Origin of the sequence: Parvivirga hydrogeniphila (assembly GCF_023371205.1) — a bacterium.
Lineage (GTDB): Bacteria > Actinomycetota > Coriobacteriia > Anaerosomatales > Anaerosomataceae > Parvivirga > Parvivirga hydrogeniphila.
Genome location: NZ_JAMCCO010000001.1, coordinates 402,620 through 414,779, shown reverse-complemented (window position 1 = coordinate 414,779; position 12,160 = coordinate 402,620). Strand labels below are relative to the sequence as shown.

The window sequence follows — 12,160 nt, the reverse complement described above, 5'->3', positions numbered from 1 at the left end:
GCAATGCTACCGCTTCGCGGTACTGCCGTCATCGCGGGTAGATACTTGCTGTCACGACTGAAGGAGGTCGCCATGCCCCAAGCGCCTATGCCCGCCGTCGGAGATGCCGCGCCGCCGATTCGCGCGACGATCACCGGCAACGGCGAGTTCGATCTGGCCGCGCACCGCGGGAAGTGGGTGGTCGTGTACTTCTATCCGCGCGCGAACACCCCGGGTTGAACCCACGAAGCGAAGGACTTCCAGGACCACGCCGCCGAGCTGGAGTCCTTGAACGCCCTGGTCGTGGGCGTGAGCGCCGACAAGCCCGAGGTGCAGCAGCGCTTCATCGAGAAGTTCTCGCTGACATTCCCGATGATCTCCGATACGGATAAGTCGATCATCGATGCGTACGGCGCGCGTGCCGTGCTCGGTGTGGCAGCCACTCGCTCGACTTTCCTCGTCGACCCGGACGGCCGCATCGCGCACGTGTGGCCGAAGGTGAAGCTCGAAGGCCACGCCGCAGACGTCGTGGCGAAGATCCGCGAGCTTTCGGCGAGCGGCGCTACGGCAGGCGCCAACGGATAAGCTGTTCGACGCCGGATCTCACAGCTCCAGCACCTCCGAACACCGCTCCCGATGGCGCGCTCGATTGCGAGTCGATAAGCGCCTGACGCGTCGCACCGGGAAGCACGTCCTGTCGAGTTGTCGAGTCAGGAGCACGAAGCCGCGTACGCACCGAGAAGTGCAGCGCCGGCAAGGCCGTCCGGAAACGCCATGCCCGAAGCGACGCCGATGCTCCGGCCGTCGCTCCATCCCTCAGCGATTGCGCGCGAGCGCGCCTGCGCGGCGCCACCGGTGCGTGCGAGCGAGACCGCTGGAGGCGAGGCAGCGTCTTTGAGCTCGTAGACCGTGCCGTCCATGATCTCCGCGACATAGAGAGCGCCGTCTTGGCCTTCCCCGAACGTCGTGATCGGCAGCAGCGTATCGAGCGCAAGCGAAACCGTGTGCGATGTCGTGGACATGCTCCAGATGCAGCCGGACTCGAAATCTGCGAAGAAGTAGCTCCCTTGCCACGTGGGGCATGTGGAGCCGCGGTACGCGAACCCGCCCGTGATGCAATCATCGAATCATCGCCCTGGTCATGCGAGTACTCGTACACGGGGAACGTGAGACCAGTGGTCGGCCTGGGAGCAGAACCAGGAGGGAACGGCAGGTACCCGGCTCTGCCGACGAACGGGTTGTCGCTCGGCACACGGTACGGCAAGGCCCCGACTCGACGTCGATCCTGAGCATCTTTCCGAGCACGGCGTCCGTCTTCTGGCCGTTGCCCAGGGGATCCCCTGAGCCTCCGCCATCGCCCGAGCGAGCAGCCTCACTGCAGGCGTGGAAGCGGCAGGTGCGGCCTCTGGCGCAACGCTGCGTGTCTCTTCAGCTGCGGAGCGCATGCGAACCCTGCGCACACCACCGCCAGCTAGGCTATCAGGGCTGCAGGCTTGAGTCGAAGTATGGCGTCCTCCTTCGCGGATCCGACGCCATGAACTTACCCGTGCGGGCCGTCGCCTAGATGTCTGCGACGATCCGCTTCGCGCCTTCGACGAATGCAGCGACGTCTTCTGGGGTCGTGTCCCATGACGTCACCCACCGGACCTCGGCCGTCCGCTCGTCCCAGACGTAGAAGCCGAACTCCCGTTGCAGCGGCTCGATCGCCTCGCGGGGCAGGGTCGCGAACACCTCGTTGGCCTCGACCGGCTGCGTGATCCGCACGCCGGGAACGCCGCGCATCCCGTCTGCGAGCAGCCGCGCCATCTCGTTCGCGTGTCGTGCGTTCTCGAGCCAAAGCCCGCTGCCGAACAGCGCCACGAACTGCGCGCCGATGTAGCGCATCTTCGAGGCGAGCTGCGCCCCTTGCTTGCGGACGAACCGGAAGTCGTCGCCGATGCTCTCGCGCAAGAAGACGACCGCCTCGCCGAACAGCATGCCGTTCTTCGTGCCCCCGAGGGACACCACGTCCACGCCCGTATCTGTCAGCATCTGCGAAAGCGAGCAGTCAAGCGACGCCGCCGCGTTCGAGATGCGAGCACCGTCGACGTGCAGGAGCATCCCGTGGTCGTGCGCCGTCGCGGCAAGCGCCGCGATCTCGTCGGGCCGGTAGACGGTGCCGTACTCGGTGCTCTGCGAGATGGAGACGACGCGCGCCTGCGAGTGGTGCTCGACGCCGACGCCGAAGATCGCTCGCTCGACGAGCTCAGGTGTGAGCTTGCCGTCGGGCGTGTCGACGGGGAGCAGCTTGCCGCCGGTGAACCGCTCCGGCGCCCCGCACTCATCGACGTTGATGTGGGCAGTGGCGGGACAGATGACCGCCTCGTACGGCCGCATCACGGCCGCCAGCGCCGTCGCGTTCGCTCCCGTCCCGTTGAAGACGAAGAACGCGCGCGCCGCGTCCCCGAGATGTCGCCGGATGACGGCTTCGGCGGCACGCGTCCACTCGTCATCGCCGTACGCGTATGCGTGTCCCTCGTTCGCCGCACGGAGCGCATCCAAGACCGCAGGATGCGCACCAGACGCGTTGTCGCTTGCAAACATCCGCCGCGCCGCGCTCATTGCCGCTCCTCGAACCGACGCCGCTCACGTGACCGTGCGAGGAGCGCCGCCATGCCCGCGATCGCGAACCCCGCTGCCCCGACGAGGGCCTCGAGCGGCCGCACCCGCTCGCTCCGGGGCTTCCCGTCCGCCACCACCTCAAGGCTTGCGGCGTGGACGTCGAGGTCTCCGCCATGCTGGTCGCACGCAAGGTTGACGGTGCCCGTGATCCGCACCGTATCGCCGGTCTGGCTGTAGGCGCCATACCGCACGATCTGCGATGCCATCTCCTCCGGCATCCAGACGCCGATCGCCTTGCCCCCATCGAGGACATTCACCCACACCGTCGCGTCGTCGGCACGAAGCGCCTCCCCGATAGCCTCCCCCTCGAACGTCACTTCGTGTCCATCAAGCTCGGCGGCGCGTGCGACGATCTCCGGAACGCGGAGCACTGGCGCGTCGCTCGCGAACGTCGGCGAAGGGCACACGGACCACATCGCCGCCGCCAGGACGAGAAGAACGGCCGCCCAGAACCGCATCACCGTCGCCTCCATCCTAGAACCGGCTGCAGCAGCGTCGCCACAAGCACGAACAAAGCGATGAACTCGAGGCGGCCCGCCCACATCTGCAGGATGTAGGTGATCTTCAGGATGCTCGGCATCGACGGCGAGGTGATGCCCGTCGAAAGCCCGACGTTCGCAGCAGCTGAAACAGACTCGAACACCGATTCGGGGACCCCGTATCCGCAGGCGACGCCCACGACTGCGCCTGTCACGTAGGTGAACACGTACAGCGTCGCGATCATGAGGGCGGACGCCAGCATCTCTGGCTGCAAGACGCGCTGCTTCATGTGGTGGAAGCGAGCCGTCACGATGGCGCTTGGAGGCGCAAGCGCTGCTTTCACCCAGCGAACGACGCCTTTGACGATCAAGCCGACGCGAAGCGACTTGATGCCGCCCGCGGTGGAGGAGGCCATGCCGCCGAACGCCATCGCAAGAACGACCGCCACGAACCCAAGGCCTCCGTAGTCCCGCATCCACTGTGCGGCGTACAGGGTCTGGTGTCCCGTTCCCGTGTTGGCCGACAAGATGTGATAGATGCCTTTGCGCACGACCTCGAAGCCGGAGCCGAACGCCTGCGTGGAAGCAAGGCCGCCAGACACGAGCACGCTCAGCACGAAGATGTTGAGGGCGAGCGTCCGGACCTCGGTGTTCTTGAACAGCTCCCGACGGTCGCCCCGCCAGATGTCGGCGTGGAGGTTGAAGTTGAAGGTCCCCGCGAGCATGAGCATCACGGTCACCCACTCGAACCATGCGCTGTGATAGTACAGCGCGTTCTGCGACTGCGGCCCGAATCCGCCGGTGTCGAACGTCGCGACCGTCACCCAGAACGCATGGAGCGTGGCGCGCACCGCGTCCATGCCTCGAATGAGGTTGAGAATGCTCAGTGCCGTGGTGCCCAAGAGCACGTAGACCGCAGTCACGAACCATATGAACCGCACGGTGTGGATGACGTTCGGCATGATCCGCTCGTCTCTCGCCTCCGCGAGGTACAGCGATACCGCGCCGCCCCCGTGCGCGAGCGCGAATGAGAGAACCGCCACCACGATACCCTGGCCTCCGACCAGGTGCATCAGGTGCCGCCACATGTTGTGTGCGTTCGCGAGGTGATCGAGGTCTTGCACGAGAGTGAGACCTGAGGTGGTGAGCGATGACATGGATTCGAACAGCGCGTCCAGGTATGAGCCGTAGTGCCCCGAGAGAACCAACGGCACTGCAGCGCACAGCGCGGCGAACAGCCATCCCAGCGCCGTGACGATCAAGCCGTTCGAAGCGTTCAGCGACGCGCGTCGGGGAGCGGCAAGCATCAGGACCGACCCGAAGCCGATCGCCAGGCCCGCTCCAGCGAAGTAGTCGAGCGCGGGTCCCCACTCCCCGAGCGCAAGCGCCGTCACCAGGGGCACTGCCATGAGCAAGCCGATGCCGACGACAAGCATCCCGAGGTAGCGGGCGATCACCCTGACGTCGTCACGCGTGCGGTGGACCCACATGCTCGGCAGTCTCCCTAGATGACGGCAGCCAGCACGTACGCCAGCACGACCAGAGCTGAGATGAAGCCAGCGGCAGTGAGCATCTCCAGGAGCAGGCCGCTTCTCCAGTGCTTGTACGGGCTTTGGAACGGGCTGATCTCTGACATGGCGCTCCTCACGAGGCTTTCTAGGCGCTCCGGGCGCTGACGAACATCAAACGTGCTCGCGTTATGGTAGCGCAATCGGCTCGTGGTCCGCTTCAGAGCGCAGCCAGCTCGAGGCGTTGCTGGCCAGAATCGGTCTCGCCGGTGCGGCGCAGCGCGAGGATGGCGACGTCCTCGGTCAGCCGCCCGTCGGCGTACGAGAACAGATCCAGGAAGATCTCCTGAGGAACCTCGCGGGCGGGAGCGTCTGCGCACGCCGCGCATGCGCTCACGAGCCGCCGCGCTCCGAACGGCTCTGCATCCCGCCGTCTCCCAGCGATCGCGCCGTTCGTATACAGCACGAGCAGGTCGCCGACCCTGAGCTCCGCGCTGCGGGAGACGAACCTTCCCGCTGCGCTTGCGCCGAGACCCGGTCCATCGTCTGCGAGCATGAGTGGTTCTTCGCCATCACGAACGAGCACAGGCCCCGGGTGCCCCGCGTTGGCGTACGCCATCGTGCCGGTGGCCAGGTCGATCGAGCAGAAGAACGCGGTTGCGCCAAGACCCGGTTCCGCGTGCCTCGCCACGATGTCGCTGGCGTGAGCAAGCACGCTCGCAGGCGCCGGCAGACGATACGCCTCCGAGCGCATCGCGCTCTTCAGCAGCGCCGCGAACGCCGGCGAGTCGTCGCGCCGCTCGACGACGCTTCCGATCGCGACACCGGCCCGACCCTCGCTCAGCTGCACGATATCGTAGAAGTCGCGGCCGAGCGTCGCCCCGCCCGAAGCGGAGTGGAACAGGTGGCCTACCTCCAGACCGGGCACGGCTTCAGGCGCGGTGAAGAACGCCGATTGCAGCGTGCGCCGCATCGAACGCTCGGCCTCGTACGCCCGAGCGTTCTCGACAGCGAGCGAGAGCGACACCGACAGCTTCTCGGAGGCGTCGAGCACCGCTGCGCTGAATGCGGCCTCGGCGTCCCAGCAGAAGCCGAGCACTGCGGCGGCCTCTCCCCTGTGCAGCACTGGCACCAGCAGCATGGCTCCGATGTCGTGCCGCTCCATGAGCAGCCGTTCGACGGGATCGGCGTCCTCCACCGAGCCGACGGCGACGACGCGCATGCGCTCGGCCGCAAGCCGGGGCAGCGACGGACCGTCGTCCGAGAAGCGAAGGCCGATCATCTCCTCGGGCCAACCGTGCACGTTGCGGAACACCCACCCCGCAGGCCGGCGCTCGGCGATCCAGCTCCAGTCCGCGCCGAACACCTCCGTGGCCTCGACGAGCACGCGCTGCATCGCCTCCTCGGCGTCCAGCGTGGAGAGGATCGTCGCGTCGATGAGGCCCATCGCCCTGCGGATCTCGTCCAGCTCGGCCTCGGCCCGCTTGCGCGCAAGAACGGTCTGGGTCACGTCGATGGCCGTGAACAGCACGTCGTACGGTCCGTCCAGCCGACCAGGGATGGGCAGGTACTCGAGCTGCCAGTATGTGGTCTCGCCCCAAGACGGGGAGTGCTCGTATTCGGGGACGGTGAGAGCTTGACCGGTGTATGCGGCGTCGATGAAACGCACGGCAGACCGTGTGTCGGAAAGGAAGCCGCGGACCGGCATGCCGAGAAGGTCCCACTGCGGCCTCACGTCATCGAGCACGTCTTTGAATGCGCGGTTCATCCACACGAAGCGCATCTCCGCCCCTGACCAGATGGCTGCCGGGAACGACGCTCCTTCGAGCATCTCAGCGACAGCGGCGCGCTGGCGGTCGCACGCACGCGATCGCGGCCCTATGTCGATGCGCTCGCTCGTGTCGGTCTCCTCGAAGGGGAACCTACGCAGCATGTATCGGCTTGATGACGTGTCCGCTCAAGACGAACGTGCCGAACGGCGCAGGGGATACAAGAAGAGTATGGCTCTACCGAGGGAGATGATCGTCATGGCACGAAGGCTCATCGCATTCTGCACGGTGCTTGCCATCCTGGCGCTCGCTGTCACGGCGTGGGGCTGTGCACGGAAGCCCGTCACGTCGACAGAAGACGCGACGGGCTCACGGCCGGCGACCGAAGAGCCGACTGCGCAGCCGCTTCCGCCAGAAGACGGCTCGAGCGAAACGACCGCGCCGCCAGCGGGCGGCAGCGGCTCCTCCACCAGCAAGACGCTCGCGCTGTCGGTGTACTATCCGCGCGGCGAGAAGCTCGGCGTCGTCGTGCGCCAGGTGCCGTACACCAAAGCAGTCGCGACCGCCGCGCTGAACGAGCTGCTCAAGGGGCCGTCGAGCACCGATGCGGCCTACGGCTTCCACACCGAGATACCCGCCGGTACCCGCTTGCGCTCGGTGTCGATCCGCGACCGCGTGGCGACGGTCGACCTCACGGGCGAGTTCGACGATGGCGGCGGCTCGCTCTCGATGTTCATGCGGCTCGCGCAGCTCGTGTTCACGGCCACGCAGTTCGACACGGTCGATGCGGTCACGCTGAAGCTCGATGGCAGGCCCGTGGACGTCTTCAGCGGTGAAGGCATCGTCATCGACCACCCCATGCAGCGCAAAGACTTCGAAGACATGCTGCCTGCCATCTTCGTGGAGTCCCCGAGGCCAGGCGAGTCGGCACGAAGCCCGCTTCGGATCAGCGGAACGGCGAACGTCTTCGAGGCCGTCTTCAAGGCGGAGGTCCGTGATGCCGCCGGCACCGTCGTCGGCTCGAAGACCATCATGGCCTCGTCCGGGACAGGCACGCGCGGCACGTTCGCAGACACCGTGCCGTTCACGGTGACCCGCGTCCAGATGGGCTCGCTCGTCGTGTTCGCGGAGTCGCCGCGGGACGGCTCGCGCATCGACGTGGTGACGATACCGGTCAAGCTCCTCCCGTAGGCCGGCAGCGATCGCACGCGACCAGGTGCGCCGATAGTACAATCGGCGCACCTGCTTCTGTCCGAAGGAGAGACGATGAGCGACCTAGAACGAGACGACCGCGACGCGTACCCGCCGAGCCTGCTCGAGCAGGTCATCGGCGCAGAGGCCGAGTTCCTGGCCGGCGGGCACGGCCACGAGGAGAACACCGTCTCTGCGGTCCGCATCTTCCTCGAGTTCTTGCGAGGATTCGAGTTCTTCACCATCAACCGACCGATGGTGACCGTCTTCGGCTCTGCGCGATTCGGCGAAGACCACGAGCACTACCAGCTCGCGCGCTCGATGGGCCGTGCGCTCGCTGAGAACGGCTACGCCGTGATGACCGGCGGCGGTCCCGGCATCATGGAAGCGGCGAACCGCGGCTGCAAGGAGGCGGGCGGGCTGTCGATCGGCGCCAACATCCACCTGCCGCACGAACAGAAGCCGAACCCGTACCTCGACCGGGTCATGACCTTCGAGCACTTCTTCGTGCGCAAGGTGATGATGGTGAAGTACTCGCGCGCGTTCGTCATCATGCCGGGCGGTTTCGGAACACTCGACGAGCTTTTCGAAGCCATCACGCTCATCCAGACCGGCAAGATGGCCTCGTTCCCGGTCGTCGTCATGGGTTCGCACTACTGGCGGCCGCTCATGCTGTTCTTCCGCGACACGCTCGTAGCGAACGGAACGATCCTGCCTGAGGACCTCGACTACATCTACCTCACCGATGTGGTCGACGACGCCATCGCCTACATCAAGGCGCACCCGCACGGCGCCAACGGAAGCACGCCGTAAGCGAGGCCCGCGCCGGAGCTCGGCGACAGGCCTCGCGTGCCGTGCGCTTACACGGCCTCTTCGAACGCACGCTCGAACTGGCTCGTGTACAGGTCGTAGTAGAAGCCGCCTCGAGCCATCAGCTCCGCGTGGTTCCCCTGCTCGACGATGCGACCGTTGTCCATGACGATGATCGTCTCGGCGTTGCGTACCGTTGACAGGCGGTGCGCGATCACGAAGCTTGTGCGGCCCTTCATGAGTGTGGCCATCGCGCGCTGGATGAGCACCTCGGTTCGCGTGTCGACCGAGCTCGTGGCCTCGTCCAGGATGAGGATCTCCGGATCCGCAAGAAACGCGCGGGCGATGGTGAGCAGCTGTCGCTCGCCCTGCGAGATGTTGGCGGCGTCATCGTCGATGCGCGTGTCGTACCCCTCGGGAAGCGTCCGCACGAAGTGGTCGACGTGCGCCGCTTCGGCCGCCGCGATGATCTCCTCTTCTGTGGCGCCTTCCTTGCCGTACGCGATGTTCTCGCGGATGGTGCCGCCGAAGAGCCACGTGTCTTGCAGGACCATGCCGAACAAGCGCCTCAGGTCATCGCGCGCCATATCGCGGACATCCACGCCGTCGATGCGGATCGCGCCCTCGTCCACGTCGTAGAAGCGCATCAAAAGGTTCACGAGGGTCGTCTTGCCGGCGCCGGTCGGCCCGACGATCGCCACGGTATGACCCGGCTCGACGACGAGGTTCAGGTCCTCGATGAGCGGCTTGTCGGGAACGTACCGGAACGAGACGTGGTCGAACTCCACGCGCCCATGCACTTCGGGAAGCTTCACGGGCTGTACAGGATCGGGCGTTTCCTCAGGCTCGTCCAGGAGTTCGAACACGCGCTCGGCCGACGCGACGGTCGACTGCAGCACGTTGGCGATGCTCGCCGTTTGGACGATCGGCTGTGTGAACTGCTGCGAGTACTGGATGAACGCCTGCACGTCGCCGAAGCTCAGCGTGCCGTGCGCGACGCGGACGCCACCGATGACGCAGATCGCCACGTAGTTCAGTTTGTTGATGAAGTTCATCGACGGCTGGATGATGCCCGAGATGAACTGCGCCTTGAAGCTTGCGTCGTAGACCTGCGCGTTGAGCTCGTCGAACCGCTCGATGGCCTCCTTCTGCCGCCCGAAGACCTTCACGATCGCGTGGCCGGTGTGCATCTCCTCGACGTGGCCGTTGAGCGCACCGATGCGCTCCCACTGGCGGGAGAACTGCACCTGCGAGCGCTTCGCGATCATGATCGTCACCAGGACGGACAGCGGAACGGTGACGAGCGATATCAGCGCCAATATCCAGCTGATCGAGAACATCATCGCCAGCACGCCGATGATCGTCAGCAGCGCCGTGATGAGCTGCGTCATCGCCTGTTGCAGCGTCTGCGCGATGTTGTCGATGTCGTTCGTCACGCGGCTCAGGACGTCTCCGCGCGGGTGGTTGTCGAAGTACTTGAGCGGGAGCCTGGCGAGCTTCTCGTCCACCCGTGCGCGCATGTCGTAGACGACCCGCTGCGACACGCCTGCCATGAGGTAGCCCTGCGCCCACTGGAAGAGCGCAGAGAGCAGGTACAGCGCTGCGATCGTCGTGAGGATGCCCTGCAGCTTGTCGAAGTCGATGCCATGGCCCGGCTTCACGTTCATGTTCGCGAGCATGTCCACGAGGCGGTCCTGGCCCTTCTGGCGCATCATCTCCACGACCTGCGCCTTGGTGACCCCAGCAGGCATCTTCTTGCCGATGACGCCCTCGAAGATGACGTTCGTCGCCTTGCCGATGACCTTGGGAGCGGCGACGCTGAGCGCGACGCTCGCTGCGGCCAAGAGGACCACGAGGCCGATCGTGAGCGCCTGCGGCCGCAGCAGCACCGCAAGACGCTTCAGCGAGCTGCGGAAGTCTTTCGGCTTGGCGACCGGAGCCATCCCCATGTGCCCGCCCGGCCCGAAACCGCGCCCAGGACCAGGCCCCGCTCCGGGGCGCGGAGCGATCTTCACGTCGTCACGAGCGTTCTCGGTCATGCTATCTCCTCAAGCGTCAGTTGAGACTCGACGATCTCGCGGTAGGTCTCGCACGAATCGAGCAGTTCCTTGTGCACGCCGATGCCGACCACGCGGCCCTGATCGAGCACGACGATGCGGTCCGCGTCCATGATCGTGCTCACGCGCTGCGCCACGATGATCACGGTCGCGCCCTTGGTCTCGTGACGGAGCGCGCGCCTGAGCTTCGCGTCCGTCTTGAAGTCGAGCGCCGAGAAGCTGTCGTCGAAGATGTACACGTCCGGCCGCTTGACGAGGGCCCTCGCGATCGCAAGGCGCTGGCGCTGGCCGCCGGAGACCGAGACGCCGCCTTGCGCGACCGGGGTCTCAAGGCCCTGCGGCATTGCCTCAACGAACTCGCGGGCCTGAGCGACCTCCAGCGCGTGCCACAGCTCTTCGTCAGTCGCGTCAGGCTTGCCGAAGCGCAGGTTGTCCGCGACCGTTCCTGAGAACAGGAACGCCTTCTGCGGCACGAAGCCGATCTTGGTCCACAGCTGTTCCCGTGGCATCTCGCGCACATCGACGCAGTCGACGAGGACGCGCCCTTCTGTGGCGTCGTAGAAGCGAGGAATCAGGTTGATGAGCGTGGACTTCCCGCTTCCGGTCGAGCCGACGATCGCCGTCACTTCCCCTGGCGCAGCCGCGAACGAGACGTCGCACAGCACGGAATGCTCAGCGCCAGGATACCGGAAGCCGACGTGCTCGAATGCGACGAAGCCGCACTCTCCGGACTCCGGCGCTGGATTCTCGGGGTCTTTGATCGAAGGCTCGGTCTCCAGCACCTCGACGATGCGCTCGGCCGACGCGGCCGCACGCGGCACCATCGCGAACATGATGACCGCCATCATCACCGAGATGAGGATCTGCATCATGTAGGCGATGAACGCGGTGAGGTTGCCGACCTGCATCGCTCCGGCATCGACCCGCTTGGCGCCGAAGAGGAGGATCGCCACGACGGTCATGTTGAAGATGGTCATCATCGCCGGCATGACCGTCGCGAACAGCCGCTGCACGCGCACCGTGGTCTGTGTGAGATCCGCGTTGACCTCCTGGAACCGTCGGCGCTCGTGCTCGGTCCGCACGAATGCGCGGATCACGCGCACGCCTGCCAGGTACTCGCGCACGACCTGGTTGATGCGGTCTGTCTTGACCTGGACCTTCCGGAAGAGCGGGAGCGCCTTGCTCATCGCAAGGCCGACGACGAGACCCATGAGGGGGATGACCACAAGGAGCAGCCCTGACAAGGGCACGTCCTGCCGCAACGCCATGATGATGCCGCCTATCGCCATCACGGGCGCGAGGATCATGATGTTCAGCCCGAGAACCGCGAGCATCTGCACCTGCTGCACGTCGTTGGTGTTGCGCGTGATGAGCGACGCCGTGCCGAACCGGTTGAGCTCGGCCGCAGAGAAGCTCTCCACCGCGCGGAAGACCGCGCTCCGCAGATCTCGACCGAAGGCCATGGCGGTTCTTGCGCCAAGGTAGACGGCCACGACGGAGACGATGCCGAGCACGAGGGTCACGCCGACCATGATGCCGCCCGTGCGCAGTATGAAGTCGACATCTCCCTTGGCGATTCCCTTGTTGATGATCTCGGCGTTGAGGTCGGGAAGGTACAAGTTGGCGATCGCCTGGATCACCAGCAGCAGCACGACCAGGGCTATCTGCTTCCAGTACGGTCGCAAGAACCGGAAAAGCTTGCGCAT

General features: G+C 65.8%; 11 protein-coding genes. 3 read left to right on the top strand and 8 right to left on the bottom strand.

Annotated features, from left to right (window positions below):
• The first annotated feature begins 3 nt into the window (after positions 1-3).
• Positions 4-564: a peroxiredoxin gene (locus tag MX659_RS02050; protein ID WP_323745449.1), complete on the top strand. Its 561-nt coding sequence runs from the start codon at positions 4-6 to the stop codon at positions 562-564.
• 125 nt (positions 565-689) lie between these two features.
• Here the strand turns inward: MX659_RS02050 and MX659_RS02045 are convergent, their stop codons facing one another.
• From MX659_RS02045 to MX659_RS02020, 6 genes are all read right to left on the bottom strand, one after another.
• Positions 690-1,001 carry a hypothetical protein gene (locus MX659_RS02045; protein WP_267191818.1) on the bottom strand — a complete coding sequence of 104 codons (312 nt, stop codon included), beginning with the start codon at positions 999-1,001 and terminating at the stop codon, positions 690-692.
• A gap of 538 nt (positions 1,002-1,539) precedes the next feature.
• On the bottom strand, positions 1,540-2,580 hold the full coding sequence (locus MX659_RS02040; RefSeq protein WP_267191817.1) for a threonine aldolase family protein: 1,041 nt from the start codon (positions 2,578-2,580) through the stop codon (positions 1,540-1,542).
• A complete protein-coding gene (locus MX659_RS02035) occupies positions 2,577-3,101 on the bottom strand; it encodes a hypothetical protein (RefSeq protein WP_267191816.1) in 525 nt (174 codons plus the stop codon). The genes MX659_RS02040 and MX659_RS02035 overlap by 4 nt, the downstream gene beginning before the upstream one ends.
• Positions 3,098-4,609 carry a TrkH family potassium uptake protein gene (locus tag MX659_RS02030; protein ID WP_267191815.1) on the bottom strand — a complete coding sequence of 504 codons (1,512 nt, stop codon included), beginning with the start codon at positions 4,607-4,609 and terminating at the stop codon, positions 3,098-3,100. Before MX659_RS02030 ends, MX659_RS02035 begins: the two co-directional genes overlap by 4 nt.
• Positions 4,610-4,623: 14 nt before the next feature.
• Positions 4,624-4,755 (bottom strand): hypothetical protein, encoded by a 132-nt coding sequence (locus MX659_RS02025; RefSeq protein WP_267191814.1) that lies wholly within the window; start codon positions 4,753-4,755, stop codon positions 4,624-4,626.
• A 92-nt stretch (positions 4,756-4,847) separates the two neighbouring features.
• Positions 4,848-6,560 (bottom strand): SpoIIE family protein phosphatase, encoded by a 1,713-nt coding sequence (locus MX659_RS02020; RefSeq protein ID WP_267191813.1) that lies wholly within the window; start codon positions 6,558-6,560, stop codon positions 4,848-4,850.
• A gap of 94 nt (positions 6,561-6,654) precedes the next feature.
• On the opposite strand from MX659_RS02020, the gene MX659_RS02015 reads away from it, so the two are divergent.
• Together MX659_RS02015 and MX659_RS02010 are read left to right on the top strand one after the other, a co-directional pair.
• Positions 6,655-7,587, top strand: a complete 933-nt coding sequence (locus tag MX659_RS02015; protein ID WP_267191812.1) for a GerMN domain-containing protein — start codon at positions 6,655-6,657, stop codon at positions 7,585-7,587.
• A 75-nt stretch (positions 7,588-7,662) separates the two neighbouring features.
• Positions 7,663-8,400 (top strand): LOG family protein, encoded by a 738-nt coding sequence (locus tag MX659_RS02010; RefSeq protein ID WP_267191811.1) that lies wholly within the window; start codon positions 7,663-7,665, stop codon positions 8,398-8,400.
• Positions 8,401-8,447: 47 nt separating this feature from the next.
• Here MX659_RS02010 and MX659_RS02005 read toward each other — a convergent pair whose 3' ends face one another.
• Together MX659_RS02005 and MX659_RS02000 are read right to left on the bottom strand one after the other, a co-directional pair.
• Positions 8,448-10,436: an ABC transporter ATP-binding protein gene (locus MX659_RS02005; RefSeq protein ID WP_267191810.1), complete on the bottom strand. Its 1,989-nt coding sequence runs from the start codon at positions 10,434-10,436 to the stop codon at positions 8,448-8,450.
• A complete protein-coding gene (locus MX659_RS02000) occupies positions 10,433-12,160 on the bottom strand; it encodes an ABC transporter ATP-binding protein (protein ID WP_267191809.1) in 1,728 nt (575 codons plus the stop codon). Before MX659_RS02000 ends, MX659_RS02005 begins: the two co-directional genes overlap by 4 nt.

Coding starts and splice junctions, on each gene's coding strand:
- MX659_RS02020 (WP_267191813.1), bottom strand. CDS start 6,560: ATGCTGCGTAGGTTCCCCTTCGAGGAGACCGACACGAGCGAGCGCATC.
- MX659_RS02045 (WP_267191818.1), bottom strand. CDS start 1,001: ATGTCCACGACATCGCACACGGTTTCGCTTGCGCTCGATACGCTGCTG.
- MX659_RS02010 (WP_267191811.1), top strand. CDS start 7,663: ATGAGCGACCTAGAACGAGACGACCGCGACGCGTACCCGCCGAGCCTG.
- MX659_RS02030 (WP_267191815.1), bottom strand. CDS start 4,609: ATGTGGGTCCACCGCACGCGTGACGACGTCAGGGTGATCGCCCGCTAC.
- MX659_RS02005 (WP_267191810.1), bottom strand. CDS start 10,436: ATGACCGAGAACGCTCGTGACGACGTGAAGATCGCTCCGCGCCCCGGA.
- MX659_RS02025 (WP_267191814.1), bottom strand. CDS start 4,755: ATGTCAGAGATCAGCCCGTTCCAAAGCCCGTACAAGCACTGGAGAAGC.
- MX659_RS02000 (WP_267191809.1), bottom strand. CDS start 12,160: ATGCGCAAGCTTTTCCGGTTCTTGCGACCGTACTGGAAGCAGATAGCC.
- MX659_RS02040 (WP_267191817.1), bottom strand. CDS start 2,580: ATGAGCGCGGCGCGGCGGATGTTTGCAAGCGACAACGCGTCTGGTGCG.
- MX659_RS02015 (WP_267191812.1), top strand. CDS start 6,655: ATGGCACGAAGGCTCATCGCATTCTGCACGGTGCTTGCCATCCTGGCG.